Source organism: Pseudodesulfovibrio sp. 5S69, from assembly GCF_037094465.1.
Taxonomy (GTDB): Bacteria; Desulfobacterota; Desulfovibrionia; order Desulfovibrionales; family Desulfovibrionaceae; genus Pseudodesulfovibrio; species Pseudodesulfovibrio methanolicus.
Map to the genome: position 1 here is coordinate 3,777,808 of NZ_CP146609.1, position 22,830 is coordinate 3,800,637.

A 22,830-nucleotide genomic window follows, 5' to 3' on the forward strand; every position below is an offset into this window, starting at 1 on the left:
ATTAACGCGCGACTTTTGAGACTCGGCATCTCCTGTTGAGGCTCATACGGAAAATGGATTCGACCTGTGGCTCACTTTTGCACTGACTGCCTGACCCGCAGCCCCGGCTGTAGAGACTGCCCCATCGCGCCAAGCGGCCTCACCGAAGCTTTCGGCAAGGCCGTGCGCACCATTGAAATCGACATTACCCGCAAGTATCCCCGTTTCGATTCGCAGGTCCGTGAAGACGTCATCGCCGACGCCGTGGCGGGCGCCATCAAAAATTTCCCTCAATACGAAGGCCGTCGTGGGGCCAAGCTCATTTCCTGGGTCAAATGCATCTACAACAACAAGATGACCGACCTCCTGCGTAAGAACTACGACATCACGCTCGTGGAATATGACGCCGGTGCCGACAACCGAATCGCACAGGACCACGAGGAGGACGACTCCCTGGACGGTCTGGTCGACATACTCAAAGAGATGGCCAACGGGACGAAGAAGAGCTGCGCCAAGCTGTTTCTCTCCCTCCACGAGTATTTTCAGCAAGGCCGGACACAAAAGGAAATGGCAAACGACATGGGTATGAAAGCCAACTCGTTAAACCAAAAGATCAAGCGATGCAGGGAGTGGATAAAGGAACGCGTGGGCAAGGAAGATTTTTAAGTAACCTTGTCACCTTTTTTGAAGCAGCCCGACTCCTGGGTTGAACGCTGCCTTGAAACCAGAAAACGGAGAAATGAATGACAGCCTCCTTTGACATACATAAAGCGGAAGCCGCCCTCATGAAGGAACATGCCTTCTCTTCCGCCTTGTGCCGTTTTCTGGAATTCGGCAGGAGCTGCCTGCTCAACGCCCCCTGCGAGGCGCCGCCCCTGCCGGAAGCAGCGGATTTCGAACCGCTGGCGAAAATGCTGGCGAAAGCAAAAAACGCATACGACAGCGACCTCACCCTCGGCCTGGATGCCGACGACATGGGTCTCATCGCCCCCCTGCTGGCGGCGTTCAATCTCGGCAACTATGCCAGTGAGGCCGCGGACCGCCTCATTGCCCCGGCGGACCATGCTCAAGACATCGCCATGGAAGCCGTCTTCGACCTGTCCGAGGACATAGACAATCTTCCCTTTTGCCGGTTGATCCCCCTCAATGAATTTCGCCGGGAACTGCGGACCCGACTCCCGGAAAAGAACCACTTCCTTTTCCCCTGGCTGAGCGAAGGGCTCGATTTCGACAGCGACAGCCTCGAACGCATTATCCAGGTCTGGGATGAACTCTGGAACAAGACGGCTCCCAAGGAAGAAACCGAAGCACTCGTCCCGGTCCAGACGGCCATCCAGTCCGATACCGCGCTCATGGACCACCTGATGAAAGAAGCCGAATTCCACGCTTCCGTCATGAAAGCCGCAGGCGAGGTGTCACGACAGCAGCACATGGAACGCGCCCGCCGCTCCGCCGAGGAAGGCCCCGGCATCATGGACCGCATCATTTCATGGTTCCGAATGCCCGCCGTGTCCGGTGCGGTCGCTCTGGCGCTTATGGTCGGCATCTACTTCTCCACCCAGATCGGCAAGGACGGCCACCCCATGCCCATCGGCGTGACCATGGAAATGCTGGTTTACCAGGATGGCCTGACGGTCCGGGGCGGCGAGGAAGCCAAGCCGGATGTCCGCAGGCCGGGAGATGCGCCGCCGAAAGCGGGCGACGCCGTTCAACTCCGGTTCATGCTGAAGGAACCTGCCTACATCCATATTTATCACCAGGAATCGTCGGACAGGCGCGAACTGCTCTTCTCCGGCAGGCTGGACAAGGGAATCCACCTCTTCCCGAATGAAGGGAAGCGCATGCGGATCGTGAGAGCGGAAGAGGATGAGGTCATCATTCTGGTTGCTTCGAAAAGGGTGCTGTCGGCATCCGAACTGGATGACGCCATCCGAAATGGAACGTCAGATGGTTCTCAGGATACAGTAACTATATTTTTTCAACTATAACAGGTCCTAAAAGGTATCTCCATGTACAGTCCAACTGCAATCGTCCTGACCGTCGGCGTCATCGGCTACCTTATCTGGGCCAACACGGGTTTCTACTCCTGGTGGGTGAACAAGAAGAAGTTTGAAGACTTCAAGACGAACAACCCCGGTTCCTTCGATGGAAACAAGTTCATCTCCTGCCCGGCATGTGGCGGCGATTACATCTTCGTCCGGAACAAGGGCAAGGTCAGCTCCCATCTCTGCAAGCAGTGCGGCAAGGAACTCTGGCGCTCCAGGACATAGCCGCCGCAAAAAACGGGGATCGATCTCTGCGGTGCGGTTGCGCCTCGAAGGATAACCGTCCTTCCGGGCAGCGCCGGCCAAAAGCCCCTCGGCATGGAAAACCATGGACGGATACGGCTTGGGGAGCTGGTTGTGCGGACGGTACAGGGAAAAGCCGGGCGTTCAAAATTGCAACAGCAAAAGAGAGAGGACAATGCGTAAGGCTCTATTGATATGTATACTCTTCGCCTTCTTCGGCTGCAACACGGCCGGGGGAAAATTGGCGGCAAACAACTCGCCCGAGCAGATGAACGACAAGAATTACCGAATTGTCTTCAAGGCGGAAAGCTCAAAGGATTCCACCAACAGAGGTTTCGAGCCGAAGTTTTATGCCCTTATCGAAAAGAAACAAACATGGAAAGTCGTCGAGATCAGCGCCAACCGCCTATTCCCCCAAAACGAGAATCAGGAAGTGCTCGGCTTTAACGATTCGCTCACGGCGGTCATGCCGGTGTACACCAGCTACGCCAGGAGTCACTCTGAAAAAGGCGTCGTCTGGGCCGCTTGCCGGGAAGACGACGACAGGATTCAGAACCGCTACCATCCCTGCAACAGTGAGTTTTACGAACTGGATATGGCGGGTTCGGCCATCACATCAGCATTCATGCTGCCGTTACAGGTCATGCTGCTCGGATCCAAAGGCATCGGTTCCAAGAGTGTCAGATCGAATGAAGACGCGGTCGTCGAAGCATGCAGGGAATCAAGGCTCATCGAGAAGATAAACGCTTTCGCCAACCAGGCCGATGCAACGGGAAATGCCCTTGCAGCGGTGCGAATCACCCCGGACTTTCAAGACCGCACCGGCCTGTTCAAAGGGGAGTGGGGCCAGTTGGTCTACCCGGAAATGGTCGCCGCCAGCCAGGACGCCCGGTCAGACTACATGGGGACCATATCCCTCAAGGACGTCAAAAACTGCCGTTACGATATCGAAGTCTCCCCCCGCTCGTTCGCCATCGCCCCGGACACCCGGTCCGTCAGGCCCGTTATCACCGTCCTGGCGTATCACCCGAAGCGTTGGCACATTAACCGAACCTTCGCCAATGCGGACATCGCCCTGGATGTCAAAAAGGTTTCGGCCGGGGAGTCCTGGGTGCGTTTCGCCTATGACATCCGAAACGTGTCCAATGATTCCGTCAATGTCCTCTCCAAACGCTTCTACATTGATGACGACGTCGCCAATCACGACTTCCCGATTCAACTGGCGCCCCAAACCCGGTCGGAAGAAGACAGCCTGTGCCGTCAGTCCAACATGCAGTCCGTCATCAATGCACCGGTGGACATAACGAACAAGGACAGGCGATTCCGCATCGCAGTAGCCATAAACTACACGGTGAACGGACAGCAGAAAACCATGTTCGCCGAACAATACCTTCGGTTGGAAGACATGATCTAGCGTAACCCGGCATTTCGGCAACGGTCCGGAATCAATCAACCAGGCACATCGGATGAAAATGAACGCGAACACGGAAAGAAAGCCAGACGCTCCCCTCCTCAAGGGAAAGGTCAAATGGTTCAGCAATGAGAAGGGCTACGGATTCATAACCTGCAACAACGACGACTACTATTTCAACGTAAAGGCCATCCGCGGAGCGGAACTCCCGCCCAACGGAAGCGCCGTATCGTTCACGCCGACCCGGAACAACGCCGGGAAATTGCGCGCGAACAACGTCTCGATTCTCTCGGTTCCCAAGAGCCCGAGAGAGCGGAACGACGACAGGGTCACCTGCACCGGCTGCGGCCGGAAAATGGTGCCGAGGATTGTCTTCCGCAGGAGCTATCTGAAATACGGCAACAGCCAGCCCCACTATTCGATGTGCCCTTTTTGCGGCACAAGATACCAGGACCTGAGCAAATGCTTCATCGCCACCGCCGTCTACGGCGCGGACGCGGATTCCACCAACACGTTGCGCGCCTGGCGGGACAACTACCTCCAGCCGAATCCGGCAGGCGACATCCTGGTGCGAGTCTACTACCGGGTCTCTCCGCCCATAGCCGATTATCTGCGCGATCATCCGGCGTGGGCCCGGCGGATTCGGAAGGTTCTGGACGCGCTCGTCAGCCACTGCGACAAGAAGATCAACAGGGATTACCGCTGAGCCGCGAGCGGCCCGGAAAGGTGCACGGGAAAGGCCTCGCAACGAAAAGACGGAACAAAATGCCGGGAATCGTATAGGACGACGAGTTGCGATTCTCTTCCTGATCGCATTACAGATTGTTCTCAAGAATCTTTTCTTCGGCCGCACCACGGATCAACGGAGGAGGCACTCAGTCAACTCTTTGAGAAATAAAACGTAGTTGTAGACGCCAACCCCGAGGTCAGATATCTCAAATTTTAACAAACCGATGCAAGAAACGGAAATTTCAACCAGTAATCCTGAGGAGGACATATGAAATTTTGCTACACAATACTTCTTATTTGCCTGCTTTGTGCACCGGCATATGCGGAAGATGCGGCCTGTCAACAACTGAAAGAGCAAGGATCGGTCACCAACCTGAAAACCATGCGTGAAATTTCTGAATTCGTAGTAGATGGGGAGCACTCGGCGAATACAATTTGGAATAAGCATGCAATCGACGACCACCCGGTATATTCCGTCATCGTCAATAATTACTCGGACGGGGACCAGATCAATTTTGCGACCGCCGCACCGAACCGGGGCAACAAAGAGGGCTCCAACTATGCATACCTGCGGATCTGGTTCACCAACCAAAGCCCGATGGAACTGAAAAACACCGTATTCAAAGATTGGAAGTACGCGGGATCGCTTGGACGGACCTCTATGCTGAAAACCAACAGCCTGACGGTCTACCTCGTGCCGCAGACATCCGGGACCATCATCGTCAAAACAGAGATGGGCGGCAGCTAGGCCGTTTTCCGCTCGACGCAAACCCGAAACCAGACACCCCTCTAAAAAGGCGCTCGATCAAGCGCCTTTTTTGGGTTCATCCGAATAGAGCGTACTTCGATTCATGGATGCCCATGATCCTGAGTTTGAAGAATTCCGTATCCCGGCAGCCGTAGACCTGTCTGCCGTATTTTGATCTTGTTGTTCGTGCCTTCTGATGGGGCCTGATGAGATGGGGGGATCGTAATAAGCAAGGATGCCGAAGCGATGTGCTGCAAGCGTCCTCGCCATGACCTGCAAGGGTCGGATTTTCAAGGCTTCGGCCCTGGCTATCCAGTCAGCGATAACCTTCTTCCCTGTTGCCTTGTCCGGCTGTGACCAGAGTTTCGGGCAGACTTTCCACGACCGCGCTGATGTAGCCAGCGTTCATATCTGTTGCCACAGCCGCGATCTTGGCTTTGGTTTTCTTGAGACGTTTCCAGAATGGAAAAAGTGTTTCGCGGCTTCGGCCTTCTCCGACAAAGACGGCCGCGCCATTTTCGAGATCCATGACCAGCGTCAGGTATTTCTGTCCTTTGCGGGCGCTGATTCCGTCGATGGCGATGTACTTGAGCTAGTTCAGGTTGGGCTTGGAAAAACGTCGAGAGAGATACCGGTTAAAGATCGATTTGATTGTGTCCCATCCAACACCAAACAAGTCAGCCACATCCTGGATCGTCGTTTTCCTTGCCAAGGCGAGAGCATACCGTTCAAAAGCTTTCGTATACCAGCGCCTCGGTTCGGCGATCTGTATGTCGATCAAACGGACAATGCCGCAATTGCGACATCCTACCCGCCGTACGGGAATGACCAACCAGACTGGCTTAAAGCCGATAGGAACAGTCTGGACCCACCGTTCAGCAAAGCCGTGTCGAATGATGTCTCTGGAACGGCAACAAGGACAACAGATCAGGTCATCCTCGGGCTGCACTTTCATGATGATGTTGCCTGCGATAAAATCCTGTCGACCGTAGTCGTAGCCTCGCAGGCCGAACGCGTGGTAGATGAAACTCGTGGACATGGCGATTACTCCTCCCGATGCTCAGTGGTATGATTATCGGGTGGACGCCATGTCCTTTCATTTTGTCAAAAGTACGCTTGAACCGGATGAACCCGTTTTCCCAAAACGGCAACCAATCCAATGATGACGCCGACAAGCATGGTGACCAGAAGCATTATCGAACGTGATGTTGAAATCGTCCAAAACAAAAATGATATCTGGGTCTGTTCAATGTTTTGCAGAATAAACAACAAGGATAATAATACGAGCGCAATGGAAACGGCCAGGTGGGCCTTTTCCCGAAACGCTGTGAACTTGCTTCCTATCAACGATCTCCTTGGTTGATACGGAGTGGATGCTAAGATTCTTTCTTTATTTTTGGAGAGAATTGGCCACACCAATCAGTTCTTGCCACTCTTGGCCAGATGGCCATGGCCGACTCCGAGACCATAGAGACAGTTGGAGGGGAGAATCTGCATGTTCCATCTTCTTTATAGCCAGTTTGAACCGAGAGATAGTAACGACAGTTTTCACATGTTTTTTCCATCGGATATCTCCTGGTAAAGATGTCGAATTCGGTTACCAACGGTTTCAATCTTGAATTTTCAAATTTCGCCGTCGCGTTATCACGTAACTGCCTACACTGAATATACAAGTCATAATGCTCAGCGCCCTCTCCATATGAGAGTCGCATCCGATGGCATGAAGGAGGCGTCCGGCCCAGCTCCCCTGCTGCCTCACACACCCATGATGCGCTGGGACACCCGGGCAAAATGCAAGCCCTGAATCGCCATTTCAACCACGGCGGAAAGAGCTTTGGGCTTGGTCAACAGTGTTTTTAGCACCAGCTTCCAGTAGAGGATGCGGGCAGGTGAGGCGAACCCGACAGCCCACATGCTTTTCAAGAAAGCCTGAACATCCGTCCGCACCATTTTCCCCCGTGCCGTGGGCGCGTAGGAAGAGAGAAACGTGCTGATCCGCTCATAATATTTCCTTGGAGAGTAAAGCTCACCCACGAGTTTCTTGTATCCATCCAGCAGGGTTTCGCATCCCATGCGGGGATCGAAGTTCAGGCAGGCGTCGGTATTCTCTCCGCTCAATTCGCCAAGCAGTCTCCCTTCGGATTTGAGCCGAGCCCATAATCTCGTATGCGGCATCGCGTTAAGAACCCCGATCATGGCCGTCACGACCCCGATCTCCTGAATGAATCTGAATTGCTGCCCGAAAATCGACGAGGTGTCGTTGTCGAAACCCACGATGAAACCACCCATCACCTGCATGCCGTGTTGGTGAATATTCCTGATCGCCGAGCTGAAATCGGCGGTTACGTTCTGTTTTTTCCCGCACTCAACCAGGCTCTCCGTGGAAGGCGTTTCAATGCCGATGAACACCTTGTGGAAGTTCGCCGCGCTCATCATCTCCAGGAGTTCATTGTCCTGTGCCAGATTCACGCTGGCCTCGGTCATGAGCTTGAAGGGGTAATGGTGCAGCCTCTGCCATTCGGCGAGCCGGGGCAAGAACTCCTTCACCCGGACGATGTTCCCGATGAAGTTGTCGTCCACGATAAAGACGGACTCCCTCCATCCGGCATCATACAGACTTTGAATCTCCCGCATCATTTGATCGGGATTTTTGACGCGAGGGCGGCGTCCGTTCATGGCCACAATGTCGCAAAACTCGCAATCAAAGGGGCAGCCTCTGGAATACTGCACCGACATGGAGATATAATCCTTCATTCTCAACAGGTTCCACGCGGGGATGGGCGTGAGGGCCAAATCGGGGTGTTCGGAGGACGTGTAGTGTTTCTTTGCCATCCCTTGTTGGAAGTCATGCAGGAATTCGGGCATGACGGTTTCCGATTCGCCGATGATGAAATGATCCACTTCAGGAAACTGCTCCAGATGCGACCTGAAGGCCGGGCCTCCCGCGATCACGGTTTTTCCGGCCTCCCTGGCGCGTTTCATGATTTTCCTCGCGCTGGGAAGCTGCACCAACATGGCGCTGACCATGACAACGTCCGCCCATTCAAGGTCGGCGTTTTCCAGAGGGGCGACATTCGTATCAACCAGATGTTTTTCCCATTCCACGGGAAGCATGGCGGCCACAGTGAGCAAACCGAGCGGGGGGAAAGCCGCCTTTTTTGATACAAAGGACAGTATGCTTTTGAAACTCCAGAATGTATCGGGATAGGCAGGGTAGACCAAAAGAGCGTTCATACTTTTCACCTCATATGCATAGTACTCCGATCATGGGAATCCACAATTCAAATCGTGTTTTTTTTTGGCAAACAGAAATGGGTCCACCTTGCTTCTCACCACATGGTAAAGCGTGATAGCTTATAATCCCTTGAACCCGAGTCGATCCCGCCATCCCTCTCGCCGTTGCCTGCGCGGACGACGACGCAAGTAAAGCCGGCGGGGCCAGATCACCCGGTGAAGCCGAGCACCAGAAAAGCTTGGTCTTGTTTTTTGGGCAACGTCGCACGTACGAAATATATCGTCATGATATTCGGTTGACTGGGGATATGGTGGGGCTTTGCCCCCTGGTTTACATTGAAATCCAAGATAACTAAAAACCGCCCCTCATACAGAGGAGCGGTTTATATGGCCTGTTATAGTGGTAGAAAAACTACCAGCGCGGACGTTCCACGCGAGGCTTGGCTTCGTTGACCTTGATGTTTCTGCCACCAAAATCTTTGCCATCCAAATCGCCAATTGCAGCCAATGCATCAGAGTCATTGCTCATCTCGACAAACCCAAACCCTCTGGGACGACCGGTCTCACGGTCTTCAATCAGTTTGACGGAAGTGACTTCTCCGTGGGCTGCGAATGCATCGCGAATTTCAGTTTCAGAGGTGGACCATGCGAGGTTACCGACATAAATGTTCTTGGACATAATAAACTCCTGTGTGTTGTTTGAATTGTGACGTTCGCCTTTGTTTTCTTGGCGCGTCATTATCTGGTTTAAATGATTGATATAGACAACAGTTTCACTCTTCTCCAGCAACTGGATGGGGAGCGTCTTCTTTAATCGTTAGGCCGCAGAAGCCATTGCCCGCCTAGGCTTTCGCCTCCGTCGCCGACCATCTGCCTTCCTGAGGGGATCAACAGCATTTTCAGTCAACTTTCCACGGCTGTTTTCTGGTGCCTCGAAACCGCAAATGGAATTTTGCTCAATTGAGACATCCATAATTCTTTCAATGGCGCGCAACTGCGGGATTTCATCTTGAGTAACCAAACTGATGGCGTTGCCGGATCGCCCGGCCCTGCCAGTTCGGCCTATTCTGTGTGTGTAGGTTTCAACCGTATTGGGCATATCGTAGTTGATGACATGAGTAATGCGGTCGCAATCAATCCCGCGTGCAACAATGTCTGTTGCCACCATGATGGAATATCGTCCTTCGCGAAACCCGGTTAGCGCTTTTTCGCGCTCGCCTTGGCTCATATTGCCTTGCAAAGACGTAGTGTCGTGGCCGCTGTTGGCTAGTTGGCGCGACAAACTCTTGGCCTTGTGCTTCGTGCGAGTGAAAATCAGCATGCTCTGATGCTCTGAGCGGGAAAGGATGTCATCCAACAAGAGGCTCTTCTGACTACTCTGAGTCTTATAGAAGAGATGCTTCACGCTTGAGACCGGTGACGTGGCATTAATCCGAACCATCTGGGGATTGACCAGAATCCGTTTTGCAAATGCGAGAATGGAGTTGGGCATGGTGGCGGAAAAAAGAAGATTCTGGCGCTTGGCGGGGAGCTTGGCGATAATTCGCTTGATGTCCGGCATGAAGCCCATATCAAGCATCCTGTCCGCCTCATCGAGAACCAATGTATCAACGGTTTTCAAGTTGACGGATCCTTTCGCGAGGAGCCGAACAAGTCGCCCCGGGCATGCGACGATGACCTGTGATGAATCAAACGCTTTTATCTGCGGCCCCATCCCGACGCCGCCAATAACAACGTTTGTGCGAATATCGGCATGTCCTGCCAAAGATTCAAAACTGTCATTGATCTGAATTGCCAATTCTCGCGTGGGAGCCAATACGAGCACACGTGGACCTCGTTGTGAGGAATGATCGGAAAGAAGCTTTTGAAGAATGGGCAGAGCAAAAGCGGCAGTCTTGCCAGTGCCCGTCTGTGCCAACCCCATAACGTCATGCCCCTGTAGAATTAACGGGATGGTTTTGTGTTGGATTGGCGTTGGGGTCTCATAGCCACAGGATTTGATGCCAGCGTTAATACGCCGATCAAAAGAAAAATCTGCAAAGGACATAAAAGCCTTGGGAAAAAAGAGAAGATGACGACGGCGCGTAACAGCGGTCGATCCCGGAACACCGGGTGATAATTGGTAGGCTCTGGTACGGAAGAATAAATCTAAAGCTTACGTGGAACGTGAGTTGCCCAAGTGGGGCCAAGAAGTAATCGTGCGTCCAGTCACGCTGAGTTGACTACTTATGAATCATCCTCGATTGAAAGTAAAGACATTTGATATAAAAAAATTATATAAATTTAGTTAACGATTTCGGGCAAATGCCTGCAAGTCGCATTCGGATGTACTTATATTTGAAAGGTAACTCCCCATCTCGAAAAGCATTCCGGCTCATTGACCTGCCTGCTTCATGCAGTTTCCGTTTCTCAGCACCAGGCAAAAAAACCACATCCTCCGAGATGAAGGACAGACGGCAGGCGGTACGGATCTGGATGCGCATCCAGATCCGTTTTCATCTCCGATAAAGACTCTTCTCCCAGAAGCTCGAAAATCCCTTGAGTCGGGGCAGTCCCCACTATCCCTCTAATTGAAGTGGCCTCTGTTTTTCGAACCATTAACTGGTTCGTGAAAGTCGCCCTTGGATTGTCCCAAATCTATTGTGAGGGGGCGATCATTCTACATCCCTTGAGCCGGAGTCGAAACCGCCGTCCCTCTCGCCCTCGCCTGCGTAGATGACGACGCAAGCGAAGTCGTCGGGGCCAGGCCGGACTGCGAAGCGTCCGCCCGAAGGGCTTGGCCTTGCCCTGGCGGCTACCTTCGCATATCCGAACCGGGGATGTCGGCCAATGACTGGGCACACCGGGTCAATGAATACAAGCGGCTCGGCCTGATCCCCGGTTCTGACAATGAAAAAATGGTCGTTTTTGATCAAAAACGACCAGTTCCACGAAATGGGCACGTTTGCCGGAACCGGACCGAAAGCCATGTTTCGGTCCGGTTTGGCCAAATTCGACCGATTTGCGGGGACGGAATGCCCAATGGCCCCAAATGCCCCGGAGTTCGCGACTCCGGGGCATTGCTTCGACATGCTTTTCCCTGATGGGTCAGGGCGTCTCTTAGGGAACAAGAAATCCTGACGGTTGCGAGAACCGATGAACGACCTGGTTCTTCCGAACCATCATCACATCAAAGGCATCCGCACCATTTGTCATATATCCGGACTCAAGACTCATCGTTTTCCCCGATTCAAGAGTAACCAGAACCTCGTAATGCGAATCTCCGGGGATTTCATAGCGGGCTGCACAAAAATCCCCATCAGGAATTTTCGGAAAAACGAGTTCGATTTCCCGAATCCGTATAGTTGCTTCAACAATGTCCTGCCCACTGTCGTTCTCAAGGATGACCACCCCGATATCCGGCGGGAGAAACGAATGAAGCCAAGAGCCAAAAACGATGGCACACATCAAGAGGACTGAACAAGGAATCCATTTTTTCATTATCGGGGTCCGTGCCTTTAGGAGCCAGGTACTCTCCTATCCCGAGAAAACAATTTCCCGGCGAACAAAGCCACAAGAAGTACCGCAACATACAAAATTACATATACAGCGGACCGGAGGAATACGGTCCAATCGTCAAAAGCCATCTTCGGATAGTATGGGTCAAAATAATCAACGATACTGAGCAGCACCGCACCGTAACAACTCAACTTGATCAGCGACAGAAATGAAGACACCGTCAGCCTCCGTTTTCGCAAAAGCCATATCAATGGCAAGAAGGAGAAGACGAGAACGATCCAGTTAACAACACGCGAATCCGCATTGTAGACAGAAACAAGGTAAGCGAAATGGACAACGGTTGGATATAAAACGATAAGTGTGTTCATGACTTCCAAAAAGGGATGCCCTTTTCAGGGCACGCCTAAACAAGACAAGAAATCAAATATAAAACAGGTTACCTTTTAGTGCCCTTCGCTGGATTCAGCACTAGCCTTCACGACAAAGCAAGAAGCTATCCTATTGATAATCAGGCATACAAAAAGCGTTACGAAATACAATCCAGCGAATATGGGAATTGTATGCAAAAGGCTGCTTGCCGGGAACTGACCTATGGAATGATAAGGATCAATGCGCCATGTCAGAAGCATCATTCCTGCCGCCAAGAATGAGATCAGTCCGATTTTGACGAGAACCATTTTCCCTTTGATGCTTTTAACGAAGAGACACAGTGGGATCGTTGCGACAATACAGGCTCCGAACTTGATAACGTCGTTGCTCGTTGCCGCGCTCACATAGAAAAACAATTGAGATACCAATGCAGGCCATAAAACGATGAGGGCAATACTTGTTTTGTTCATATCTCATTTTGGGGAGGCTTCGTTGCAACGAAGCCTCCCCAACCTCGCTATTTTACTTTGATTTTTACAGGCCTTCTTTGTTTTCGCAACAAGGGGAACAAATCCTCATCGCCGCACCCGACATCCACACATCCTGCCGATCCAGGCCGCTTCCCTCCGTGAAGGAAGAATCCAGATCTACCATGCGTGTCTGTCTTGCCGTCAGGGTACATCGGGGCACGATATTTTCCCCAGTCACGCCAATCCAGATGCTCTCTCATCCAACCGACCTTGCTCAGCCTGCGATGGTCCGATATCGACCTTAAAGAGAGCTGCATCACCTTCCACAGAAGCAAAAACGATGTAACCAGGACGCATCGAATCATGCCCCGCACCCGAGATGCCCTTGCCGCCCGATTAAAGCATGTTACCCGGTATAGAGAAAAAAGGGGCGTAAAGGTCAAGGGAAACTTCGTGGTCGGCAACATGAACGGAACGCCGTTCAAGTCGCTCAAGACGGCCTGGAAGGGGCTGTGCAGCGACCACGACTCCGACGACCTGCACTTCCACGACCATCGACACACCTACTGCCCCAACATGCTGAAGGCGGGCTGCACGCTCAAGGAAACCAACGTCATGATCGGGCACAAGACCCTGCGCATGACGGACCGGTTCAGCCACCTTGAAGGCGTGATGGACGATGGCCCGCAAGATCGTCTGGCCACACGCTACACCATGACCGGCACGGACCTGTCGGAAGCGGCGGACACATAGCGGACATATTCCTGAAATCCGCCATCAGGTACGAAAAAAGGACTTCAAGCAATAACTTGAAGTCCTTATTTTTCTTGTGGTGGAGTTGGAGGGAATTGAACCCACGACCTCTTGAATGCCATACCATAGAGGCGTGTTGGCAATGCTTAGATCAACCTTGCACCACCATCAACCACCAAGGTGGTACCCGTGACATATTGATTCGTCATCAAATAGATATAGGCTTCAGCCACTTCGGCAGCCGACGCGACCCTCCCAGAAGGGAACTGGCTGGCATAGTGTTCCACCTCCTGAGGTTTTGGCGCAATGAATCCCGGGCTAACGGCATTAACCCGAATTGGAGCCATCTCTACGGCCAAGGTTCTACAGAGGGTTTCTGTAGCACTATTTAGCACGGCCATGATTGAATTATTTTCATACACCTTTTCGCCGGCAATACCGGTCGTAAGAAGAATGGACCCACCTGGGCGAATACGACCTTGCACCTTCTGAATAAGTCGACATTGGCCCCAAAACCTCGTTTCAAATGCTTTTTGAGCTTGCTCCAAGTCGGTTTCAACAAAAGACGCCGGGGTGATTGTCGGTCGGGTGGTCATAACAAGATGGTCAATTTCTTTGATCTCCTGCAATACATGATCAAAGCCAGTTTCCGAGGTCACATCCAACGAAAAGGTCTCTATTTCAGGACCAACCTTAGCCACCAGCTCTTCATGCTTTTCGGCTGCAGCCCGGGAGGCGATGACAATTTGAGCTCCGCACCCATGCGCCATCGTGGCAACGGCAAGTCCAAGGCCCGCACTTCCCCCCACTAAAAGTATTTTTTTATTTCTCAATTGGTTTGACATCATTCCTCAATGGATAAACGATTGCTAATCAAAATCCAACAAGCAAATTCTACAATTAGAACAGCTGCTTGGAAATGTATATTCTTTTGTATATCCCACGAAAAAAGGCTTAGAAGGAAAACCTTCTAAACCTTTATAATCATTGGTGGAGCTGGAGGGAATTGAACCCACGACCTCTTGAATGCCATTCTTGAGGCTGGCCAACTTGCAAGACAATCTAATACAACAATAATACAGGACTTATTCGCCGCCAAGCCTATTAGAGACACGCTGTCGCTTTGTGTGCAGAAGGCGCGGAATGACGTTGGTTTTGCATGGCGTCGGGGAAAAAGCGGACACATAGCGGACACGAAAAGTCCCAAACTCCTCAACTCGAACGTATGGATAGGGTTGCGGTGTGAAAGGCCGTAAAAACCAGCTGAAAGACTGCTTAATTGCGTTATTTCAGTGAACTGAAAACGCCACATTTGCCACGGAAAGAATAGCCGCCATTTAAAGTGACACCTGATGACGTCGGGCCTGATCCAATTGAATTAGTGCCGAGAAATAGAAGAAAAGAGGCCTCGCTCCTTCGGACCACTGAGCCATGAGTTTGGGGTGGACGTAGTATCGATTTTCGCATCTTCAGCGACCAAAACCGATTTCTGTCCATAGAACGAGTCCAGTTTTCCTAAGTCGATACCGTAAGTGTCGCATCATTTTTTATTTATAGTGTTATTTTTTACCACACATGCTAATATAAAAACAGTTGAAATTATTTTTAATCATAGGGGTATTTCATGATTGGTCTATTTTGGTTCGTATTGATAGGATTGGTTGCAGGCTGGCTGGCCGGGATGCTTATGAAAGGCGGATTCGGTCTCATCGGAGATATCGTCGTCGGTATTTTGGGGGCGGTGATAGGCGGATACGTCTTCGGGCTTCTTGGGATCAACTCGGGCGGACTGCTCGGGGCAATAGTCACTGCGACAGTAGGCGCGGTGATCCTGATTTTCATTTTGCGCCTGTTCAGAAGAGCCTGATCGTCGTACTCCAGGGCACCCGACGTTTAAGTTTCCACAGCCCTCCATACCCGCTTTTGAAATACGCCTAGCCGTTCCGCGCACCCTTGCCGCGCCCACACGACTCCACACTGTAAAATTCGCCTTTGAGATCCTGCTTATATGCGGGTCTTAGGCTGTTCTTGCCCTCATTGGACACCCGGACTCGGCAAATCAGCAGGAGTCAACGGTGGTACGAGGCTGACCGCTTGCGCCCGCTTATGCCTACAATCCTTCGCGACGAGCGAATAATTAGCACAACATCATGTAATAATTAAATAAAACGACATGTCTTTATGGCCGAAAAGGGAATGCCTCATGAAAAGAATACTCATTATTTTAAGCCTGACTGTAGTTATGTCATTCGTGTTGTTGGGCAACGCCAAGCTCCATGCCGCCACGATGGATGACCGTATCGAATCTTCCGCCAAACAAACATACGTGTTCAAAACCTATCTCAAGAACGACGACATCACGGTGAGTTCCAGCGATGGCGAGGTAACACTGACCGGAACGGTTGAAGAAGAGCCGCACTTGTCCCTGGCCGGCGACACCGTCGCCGGACTTCCTGACGTGAAAAGCGTGGATAACAAACTCACAATCCAAGAGAGGACGCATTCTGCCGGTACGGATGCATGGCTCATAACCAAGGTGAAGCTCGCCCTTCTCTTCCATAAGAACGTGAATGCGGCCGCGACAAGCGTCTCCGCTGAAGAAGGCGTCATCACGCTGCGTGGCGAAGCCTCCAGCATCGCCCAGAAGGACCTGACCGGCGAGTATGCCGGGGATGTCGAAGGTGTCAGAAGCGTCAACAACATGATGTCGGTACCCGCCTCCGCACAGGACAAATCCATGATCGGCATGAAGGCGGAGGCCCTCGGAGAAGCCGTTGACGATGCGTCCATCACCGCCATGGTCAAGGGAACCCTGCTCTATCATCGCTCGACAAGTGCCCTGAACACCAATGTCGTGACGGAAAAGGGCGTCGTCACCCTGAAGGGCAAAGCCGGGAACGATGCCGAGAAGGCCTTGGCCGGGAAGCTCGCCAATGATGTTCACGGCGTAAAGAAGGTGGTCAACGACATGACCACCGATTGAAATGCTTCGCAGAGTAATGCGGGAAAGGCTGGCGGGAACAAACAAGAAGACAACTCCCCGGCATCGGACAAGACCTTTTGGGTATTGATACTAAAGGCAGTCAACGGTTCATTCGGTAGAGGAGGGTAATGACAACGGCAAGCCACGAACGCTCTACACTCCGTTTTCATTATCTTATTAAACTATTAACGTCGGAGAAATACAATGCCTCTTGCCATGATCATACTGATTGTTGTGGCGCTTTTGCTTCTGGGAGTCATTCCCGTCTGGCCGCACAGCCGCGCGTGGGGCTATGCGCCCGGCAGCACGCTTGGAGTTATTATAATCATAATCATGGTCCTGTTTCTGACTGGCCGAATATAATCGACAAAAAGCCAATAAACAGGACCAGAAAAAGAAGACGGCACGGTCTTCTCGCGGGACAATAGATGTCTGACAGGATATGAGACGGCGAGGAAGGAAAATACATGACAAAGAAAAAAGACACACCCGCCTCTAAGCCGCAAAAGGATTCTCTCGTATCGACCGAAAAGGCCGCTCCCGTTCCGGGGCGGCGTTCCGGGCCAGCCTTCCCCATCGTGGGCATTGGCGCCTCGGCCGGAGGTCTGGCGGCTTTCGAAGCGTTCTTCTCCGGCATGCCCGCCGATGCCGATCCGGGGATGGCCTTTATTCTGGTCCAGCATCTGGCGCCGGATCACAAGAGCCTGCTGACCGAACTCATCCGACGCTGCACCCGCATGGAGGTCTTCGAGGTGGAAGACGGTATGGAAGTTCGGCCTAACTGCACCTACATCATTCCGCCCAACCACGACATGACCCTTCTGCACGGCAGGTTGCAATTGATCGACCCCATCGCCCCGAGGGGGCAGCGGCTGCCCATTGACTATTTTTTCCGTTCCCTGGCTCAGAGTCTGCATGAATCTGTGATCGGCGTCGTGCTCTCGGGCACGGGCAGCGACGGCACCCTCGGCGTGCGGGCCATCAAGGGCGAAGGGGGCATGGTCATTGCTCAGACGCCCGAATCCTGCGAGTACGACGGTATGCCGCGCAGCGCCATTGCCACCGGCCTGGTGGATTACGAATTGCCGCCGTCGGAGATGCCCGCCCGGATCATCACCTATGCTGCCCATGCCTATGGCCCGCCTCTCCATACGGAGGCCGCCCCCACGTCCCGGACCGAAAATGCGCTACGTAAAATATGCATCCTTCTGCGCATCCATACCGGACACGATTTTTCCCAATACAAACCGAGCACCATCCATCGCCGCATCGAACGCCGAATGGCCGTGAATCAAATCGACACGCTGGATGCGTATATTCAATACATGCAGCAAGCCCCGCAGGAGGTGGAGGCGCTATTTCGGGACCTGCTCATCGGCGTGACCCGTTTTTTTCGCGATACCGAAGTATTCAAGGAGTTCGAGGAAGAGGTTGTCCCCAAACTCTTTGCTGGAAAGTCACCTGGGTCCTCAATCCGAATCTGGTCGACGGGATGCTCCACCGGAGAGGAGGCTTACTCGATCGCCATCCTCCTGCAGGAGTACATGGAAAAGACCCGGACAAGGATCAAGGTGCAGATCTTTGCCACCGACATAGACAGTCGGGCCATAAGCACTGCCCGAAGCGGATTGTACCCGGCCAGCATAGCCGCCGATGTCACGCCCGAACGGCTGGCGCGATTTTTCACGGTTGAGTCCAATGGTGGCGCCTACCGCATCCACAAAACACTCCGCGACATCCTGATTTTTTCGGAACAGGACGTAATCAAGGATCCCCCCTTTTCCAAGCTCGACTGCGTCGTATGCCGCAACCTGCTCATCTACATGGGCGGAGAGTTGCAGAAAAAACTCATGCCGCTCTTCCATTACGCTTTGCGCCCTGGCGGATTCCTCTTTTTGGGCACATCGGAAACAGTGGGCGATTTCGGTGACCTGTTCACCGCCGTGCACCGCAAATCGAAACTGTATCTGTGCAAGGAAGCACAGCTTGGCAAACGCTCCACAGCCATGAGCCGTTTCATTCCGCCCCTGTCGGCCCTTGACTCGTCACTCCTCCGGCCGACAACCGTCAAGGAGGCCGCCTCCGCCAAGCTGCCGTTGCGTGATTTGACCGAACAGACGCTGTTGCAACGGTTCGTCCCCGTGGGAGTGCTCGTCAACGCGCAGGGTGACATCCTTTACCTCCACGGGCGCACCGGCCAGTACCTGGAACCCGCGCAAGGCGAAGCAGGTACCAACAACATCCTCAAGATGGCGCGGGAGGGACTGCGCCGCGGATTGAACACGGCCCTGCACAAGGCGCGTTCATCCGGCGGAACCGCGCGCAGCCAGTCTTTGTGGGTCAAGACCAACGGGTCCTTCACCTCGGTAGACCTGACGGTCTGCCCGGTAGCTGCCGACCATGTGGATTTTTCTGACCCCCTCTATCTGGTCATCCTGGAACCCTCGCCGCAGATCAACCACGAGTCTGTGCAAACACCCGCCCCCCCAGCCGTCGGGGGCGGGGTAGAGGAATCAGATGGGGAAAAGGACAATCTCGTCAAGACGCTGCGGCAAGAGCTGTTGGCCAACGAAGAATATCTCCAAAGCACCATTGAGGAACTCGAAACATCCAACGAGGAACTCAACTCGTCCAACGAGGAAATGCAGTCCATAAACGAAGAATTGCAATCCTCGAACGAGGAACTCGAGACCTCCAAAGAGGAACTACAATCCGTCAATGAGGAATTGTCCACCGTCAATACCGAGCTGCAGAACAAGCTGACCGATCTGTCGCAGGCCAACAACGACATGAGCAACCTGCTCTCCGGAACGGGCATCGCCACGATATTCGTGGACCACCATCTGTGCATCATGCGCTTCACCCCGGCCGCCACCCAGATCATCAACCTGATTCCAGTCGATATCGGGCGACATGTCGGTCACATCGTTTCCAAGCTTGTGGGCTACGACAGCCTGGTCGAGGATGTGGAGTCCGTACTGGAAACGCTGCTCCCCAAGGATCTGGAGGTACAGGCGGAGGATGGGAAATGGTACACAATGCGCATCCAGCCGTATCGCACCCTGGATAACGTGATCGAGGGCGCCGTGATCACCTTTGTCGACATAACCGAGATGAAGAAATCCGACGAGTTGTTGCAGGAGGCCCATGGCCAAATCCGCCTCGCAGTGGTTGCGCGGGACTCGCAGGATGCCATTACCGTGTTGGACATGAAGGGAGATATCCTATCCTGGAATCCTTCGGCACAAAGGCTTCTCGGGTGGAGTGAAAAGGAAGCACTGTCCATGAACATTCAGGATATGCTCCCAAAGGATTTGCAGGCGGAGGAACTGGAGAACCTTCGACTGGCTGCGGTGGGCGATTTGCCGGTGCCCTATGAGACACGCCGTATACACAAAGATGGACAGGCATTGCAGGTGTGGCTCACGGCCAGCCTGCTGGTGGACGATACAGGCTCTGCCTATGGTATGACGACCACACAACGGATAGTCCAGGAGGCCGACAGCCCATGAAAGACCAGCTCAGACTTCAAGCGGAAGCATTGGCCCAATCGAGAGATTCTGAGGACAAACAGTCTCTTTCTCCCGAGGAAATGAGACAAGCGCTCCACGAGTTGCGCGTCCATCAGATCGAGCTGGAGCTGCAAAACGAGGAGTTGCGCCGGTCACAGGCGGAACTGGACGCCATTCGGGCGCGCTACTTCGATCTCTATGACATGGCTCCGGTCGGTTATTGCACGATCAGCGAAAAGGGGATGACCCTCGAGGCCAATCTCACCGCCGCGACACTGCTCGGCATGCACCGCAGCGATATGGTCGGACAGCCCTGGACCGCCTTCATCTATAGGGAGGACCAGGATATATACTACCGTCACCGCAAGGAGCTCCTCGGCAACCATTCGCCGGAAGCGACGGCGGAATGCGAATTACGTCTGAAGAAAAAAGACGGGAGCGAGTTCTGGGCGCTTTTGACCAGCTCCGTGGTCCCGGACGACGAAGGGACTCCCGTCTGCCGCATCGTGATACACGACATCGCCGGGCGCAAGCAGGAAGAACAGTTTCGGGAGGACGTGGAACGCATCATCCATCACGACATCAAGGGGCCGCTTGCAACCCTCTTCTCCCTGACGCAGATGGTTCTTGAAGAAGGCGAGAGTGACGCCTTGATGAACGCCTTTCCGCAAGTCATGGTCGGTATTCAGCAAGTAATCCAACTCATCGACGCTGCCGAGCCTTTGCGGGAAATGGAGAAAGGCGTATTTACTCCAGCCAAAACCCCGGTTGAACTCCCTCAAGTCCTTGAAACAATGAAGCTATCCCTGGCGGTGCTTGCCTCGCAGTTCAAGGTGACCATTTCGATCCAAGCCGAAGCGGATTGCTTTTCTGAAAGCGCGAGAGTGTTCGGAGAGGCCTTCCTCTTTGAGGACATGTTCATGAACCTGGGGAAGAATGCCATTGAGGCTCTCCCGAAGGGAGGGGACGTCACTATCACCTGCCGGACGGACCCGGACACGGTGTACATCGCCATCCATAATGCCGGCGCGGTGCCTGAATCAATCCGAAACCGGTTCTTCGAGAAATACGTCACCGAGGGCAAGCGATTCGGCACGGGGCTGGGAACTTACAGTGCCCGCCTTATCGCCGAGGCGCATGGCGGCCACATCGAGCTCGCCACATCCGAGCCCGACGGGACCACGATCACCACCTCGTTCCCCCGCTGCGACATCCGGTAGCGTTTCTTCCGCTCGGCCCGCCGAAAGCCTTCGTATCTGAAATAGGAATGTCCTCTGCCCCAAGGTCAAAGCACCATGGCGGCATCTTCAAGCCGGACCGAAAGGCATGTTGGGCTCGGTTCCAACTCTCGTATCGGGTATCCCAACCATTGGAGTAAGGAGGGGGGATGACGTCTGCCCATCTGGAGCGGGGCTCCCCACGCTGCCAGGGGGAGGACCCCCTTGATCATCGACATGAAACAATCCACATTGGATGGGATTGACAAGTCGCCAATTACTCAAGGCAAGTCTGATTGCTTTTATTTCTACTCCGCATAAATGATTTATTGAAAATATACAGTGACAATCCCAAGCTATATAGTACTATGTAAATACTCACTGGCGTCTTGATTCAGATGTTTAACATGGCATTGTTCCAATTCATAATATCACAAATGCACATGCCTGAATGTAATGGATGTATTGTAAATAAGATGCTGTGGCAGGAGCCCAAACTATGGATATCAAGACATTCGAATCACCCGCACCCGAGGTCTGCGCCAGCAAGATCTTCGAGGCCTGCGGCGCGAAGTTCGATAAGGATGTTGTTACCGATCTCTGGCAAAAAATCAGGCGACATCAGTGGGTACTGTCCGAAAAATTGAACCGGGATGTCGGATTCAAGATCGCCTGCAACGATTTTGTCGATAATATCGGGACGGATAAGGAACTCGCCACGCACAACCAGGAAAAACTGCTGGTGCAAATGGGCGCACAGGCCATCACCCGAGACATATGGGACACCATCTCCGACACCCAGCCACCCAAGAAGCTGATACAAAAGAAGATCATTCTCCCTCTGGTTGAGGAGGAACTCTCTCGGAAACATGGCGTCATTCCACCCAAAACCATCATTTTCTTCGGCCCTCCCGGCACGGGCAAAACCCATTTCGTCAAGGCCATGGCCGGAAGGCTGGCGTGGTGGTACGTGGAAATCATGCCGAGCATGCTCATGGTCGACGGAGTGGACAAAATCGGCGCCCACCTGCGCAGTGTGATGGAGAAGGCGCGAGACCTGGAAGAAGTCGTCATATTCATAGACGAATTCGAAGAACTTGCAGGCAATCGGGATAGAGCCAATCGCGTAGACAGGTCCATCACCAATGAGTTTCTCAAGCAGGTCCCGCTTATCAAAAGCCATACCAGCAAGTTGCTGCTCGTCTGCGCGACCAACTACATCCGCCAACTGGACGCCGCCCTGCTGCGGCCTGGGCGATTTGATTGCATCATCCCGGTCGGGACTCTCGACGAGAGCGGAAGAGAAACCATTCTGAAATATTTCTTGTCCAAGATGAACGTAGGCGCCATCGATTTGGCGCGTATCATCGCCTTGACGGGAAAATACACCCCGGCCGACATCGAATACCTCTTTCAGACCATAGCCCAGCACGCCTTTGAAGAAGAATGCGAAAGCGGGAGCAACGTTCCGGTGACAACGGACGCCATCGTCCAGGCCATTGCAACCTTCACCCCCTCACTGACGGAGGGCGTGATCGAGGAGTTCAAAGAAGACATCATCAAATACTCACGCGCTTGATCCGCGCGGGTTCCCGCGAGCAGATTCCGCCATCACTCCGGCCGCCGGACTTCGGCAAAA

At 53.1% G+C, this 22,830-nt stretch carries 23 protein-coding genes; 13 read left to right on the top strand and 10 right to left on the bottom strand.

The window, feature by feature from the left end:
* Positions 1–66: 66 nt before the first annotated feature.
* The 6 genes from V8V93_RS17655 (at position 67) to V8V93_RS17680 (ending at position 5,155) form a co-directional block, all read left to right on the top strand.
* Positions 67–645, top strand: a complete 579-nt coding sequence (locus V8V93_RS17655; protein WP_338667957.1) for a type III-E CRISPR-associated RpoE-like sigma factor — start codon at positions 67–69, stop codon at positions 643–645.
* A 77-nt stretch (positions 646–722) separates the two neighbouring features.
* Entirely contained in the window at positions 723–1,967 is a 1,245-nt protein-coding gene (locus tag V8V93_RS17660; protein WP_338667958.1) for a hypothetical protein, read from the top strand.
* Positions 1,968–1,988: 21 nt separating this feature from the next.
* Entirely contained in the window at positions 1,989–2,249 is a 261-nt protein-coding gene (locus tag V8V93_RS17665; protein ID WP_338667959.1) for a hypothetical protein, read from the top strand.
* Positions 2,250–2,442: 193 nt separating this feature from the next.
* On the top strand, positions 2,443–3,681 hold the full coding sequence (locus tag V8V93_RS17670) for a hypothetical protein (protein WP_338667960.1): 1,239 nt from the start codon (positions 2,443–2,445) through the stop codon (positions 3,679–3,681).
* 58 nt (positions 3,682–3,739) lie between these two features.
* Positions 3,740–4,384, top strand: a complete 645-nt coding sequence (locus tag V8V93_RS17675; protein ID WP_338667961.1) for a cold shock domain-containing protein — start codon at positions 3,740–3,742, stop codon at positions 4,382–4,384.
* Between the two features lie 291 nt (positions 4,385–4,675).
* The gene (locus V8V93_RS17680; RefSeq protein ID WP_338667962.1) at positions 4,676–5,155 is read left to right on the top strand and encodes a hypothetical protein; all 480 of its coding nucleotides are present in this window, start codon (positions 4,676–4,678) and stop codon (positions 5,153–5,155) included.
* A gap of 57 nt (positions 5,156–5,212) precedes the next feature.
* Here V8V93_RS17680 and V8V93_RS17685 read toward each other — a convergent pair whose 3' ends face one another.
* The 9 genes from V8V93_RS17685 to V8V93_RS17720 all read right to left on the bottom strand — a co-directional run bounded on the left by V8V93_RS17685 (position 5,213) and on the right by V8V93_RS17720 (position 12,726).
* Positions 5,213–5,557: a transposase gene (locus V8V93_RS17685; RefSeq protein WP_422394426.1), complete on the bottom strand. Its 345-nt coding sequence runs from the start codon at positions 5,555–5,557 to the stop codon at positions 5,213–5,215.
* Positions 5,472–5,684, bottom strand: a complete 213-nt coding sequence (locus V8V93_RS17690; protein WP_338667964.1) for a transposase — start codon at positions 5,682–5,684, stop codon at positions 5,472–5,474. Before V8V93_RS17690 ends, V8V93_RS17685 begins: the two co-directional genes overlap by 86 nt.
* Before the next feature lie 63 nt (positions 5,685–5,747).
* The gene (locus V8V93_RS17695) at positions 5,748–6,194 is read right to left on the bottom strand and encodes a helix-turn-helix domain-containing protein (RefSeq protein WP_338667965.1); all 447 of its coding nucleotides are present in this window, start codon (positions 6,192–6,194) and stop codon (positions 5,748–5,750) included.
* Positions 6,195–6,259: 65 nt separating this feature from the next.
* A complete protein-coding gene (locus V8V93_RS19525) occupies positions 6,260–6,571 on the bottom strand; it encodes a LapA family protein (protein WP_422394379.1) in 312 nt (103 codons plus the stop codon).
* Positions 6,572–6,910: 339 nt separating this feature from the next.
* A complete protein-coding gene (locus V8V93_RS17700; RefSeq protein WP_338667967.1) occupies positions 6,911–8,389 on the bottom strand; it encodes a B12-binding domain-containing radical SAM protein in 1,479 nt (492 codons plus the stop codon).
* A gap of 412 nt (positions 8,390–8,801) precedes the next feature.
* Complete coding sequence (locus V8V93_RS17705) at positions 8,802–9,068, bottom strand: RNA recognition motif domain-containing protein (protein WP_338667968.1); 267 nt, start codon at positions 9,066–9,068, stop codon at positions 8,802–8,804.
* Between the two features lie 138 nt (positions 9,069–9,206).
* A complete protein-coding gene (locus V8V93_RS17710) occupies positions 9,207–10,436 on the bottom strand; it encodes a DEAD/DEAH box helicase (protein WP_338667969.1) in 1,230 nt (409 codons plus the stop codon).
* 1,052 nt (positions 10,437–11,488) lie between these two features.
* Positions 11,489–11,869: a hypothetical protein gene (locus V8V93_RS17715; protein WP_338667970.1), complete on the bottom strand. Its 381-nt coding sequence runs from the start codon at positions 11,867–11,869 to the stop codon at positions 11,489–11,491.
* A gap of 461 nt (positions 11,870–12,330) precedes the next feature.
* Entirely contained in the window at positions 12,331–12,726 is a 396-nt protein-coding gene (locus V8V93_RS17720; RefSeq protein WP_338667971.1) for a hypothetical protein, read from the bottom strand.
* A 186-nt stretch (positions 12,727–12,912) separates the two neighbouring features.
* Between V8V93_RS17720 and V8V93_RS17725 the strand changes: the two genes are divergently transcribed.
* Positions 12,913–13,479, top strand: a complete 567-nt coding sequence (locus tag V8V93_RS17725) for a site-specific integrase (protein ID WP_338667972.1) — start codon at positions 12,913–12,915, stop codon at positions 13,477–13,479.
* A 146-nt stretch (positions 13,480–13,625) separates the two neighbouring features.
* On the opposite strand, the gene V8V93_RS17730 is transcribed toward V8V93_RS17725, so the two are convergent.
* Positions 13,626–14,324 (bottom strand): SDR family oxidoreductase, encoded by a 699-nt coding sequence (locus V8V93_RS17730; protein ID WP_338667974.1) that lies wholly within the window; start codon positions 14,322–14,324, stop codon positions 13,626–13,628.
* 779 nt (positions 14,325–15,103) lie between these two features.
* Here V8V93_RS17730 and V8V93_RS17735 point away from each other — a divergent pair.
* The 6 genes from V8V93_RS17735 to V8V93_RS17760 all read left to right on the top strand — a co-directional run bounded on the left by V8V93_RS17735 (position 15,104) and on the right by V8V93_RS17760 (position 22,770).
* Positions 15,104–15,346, top strand: coding sequence for a GlsB/YeaQ/YmgE family stress response membrane protein (locus tag V8V93_RS17735; RefSeq protein ID WP_338667975.1), 243 nt, complete (start codon positions 15,104–15,106; stop codon positions 15,344–15,346).
* Positions 15,347–15,682: 336 nt separating this feature from the next.
* Positions 15,683–16,462, top strand: a complete 780-nt coding sequence (locus V8V93_RS17740; RefSeq protein ID WP_338667976.1) for a BON domain-containing protein — start codon at positions 15,683–15,685, stop codon at positions 16,460–16,462.
* A gap of 216 nt (positions 16,463–16,678) precedes the next feature.
* Entirely contained in the window at positions 16,679–16,825 is a 147-nt protein-coding gene (locus V8V93_RS17745; protein WP_338670203.1) for a DUF3309 family protein, read from the top strand.
* Positions 16,826–16,929: 104 nt separating this feature from the next.
* A complete protein-coding gene (locus V8V93_RS17750) occupies positions 16,930–19,974 on the top strand; it encodes a chemotaxis protein CheB (RefSeq protein WP_338667977.1) in 3,045 nt (1,014 codons plus the stop codon).
* Entirely contained in the window at positions 19,971–21,194 is a 1,224-nt protein-coding gene (locus V8V93_RS17755) for a PAS domain-containing sensor histidine kinase (protein ID WP_338667978.1), read from the top strand. The genes V8V93_RS17750 and V8V93_RS17755 overlap by 4 nt, the downstream gene beginning before the upstream one ends.
* A 496-nt stretch (positions 21,195–21,690) precedes the next feature.
* Positions 21,691–22,770 (top strand): ATP-binding protein, encoded by a 1,080-nt coding sequence (locus tag V8V93_RS17760; RefSeq protein WP_338667979.1) that lies wholly within the window; start codon positions 21,691–21,693, stop codon positions 22,768–22,770.
* Positions 22,771–22,830: the final 60 nt, after the last annotated feature.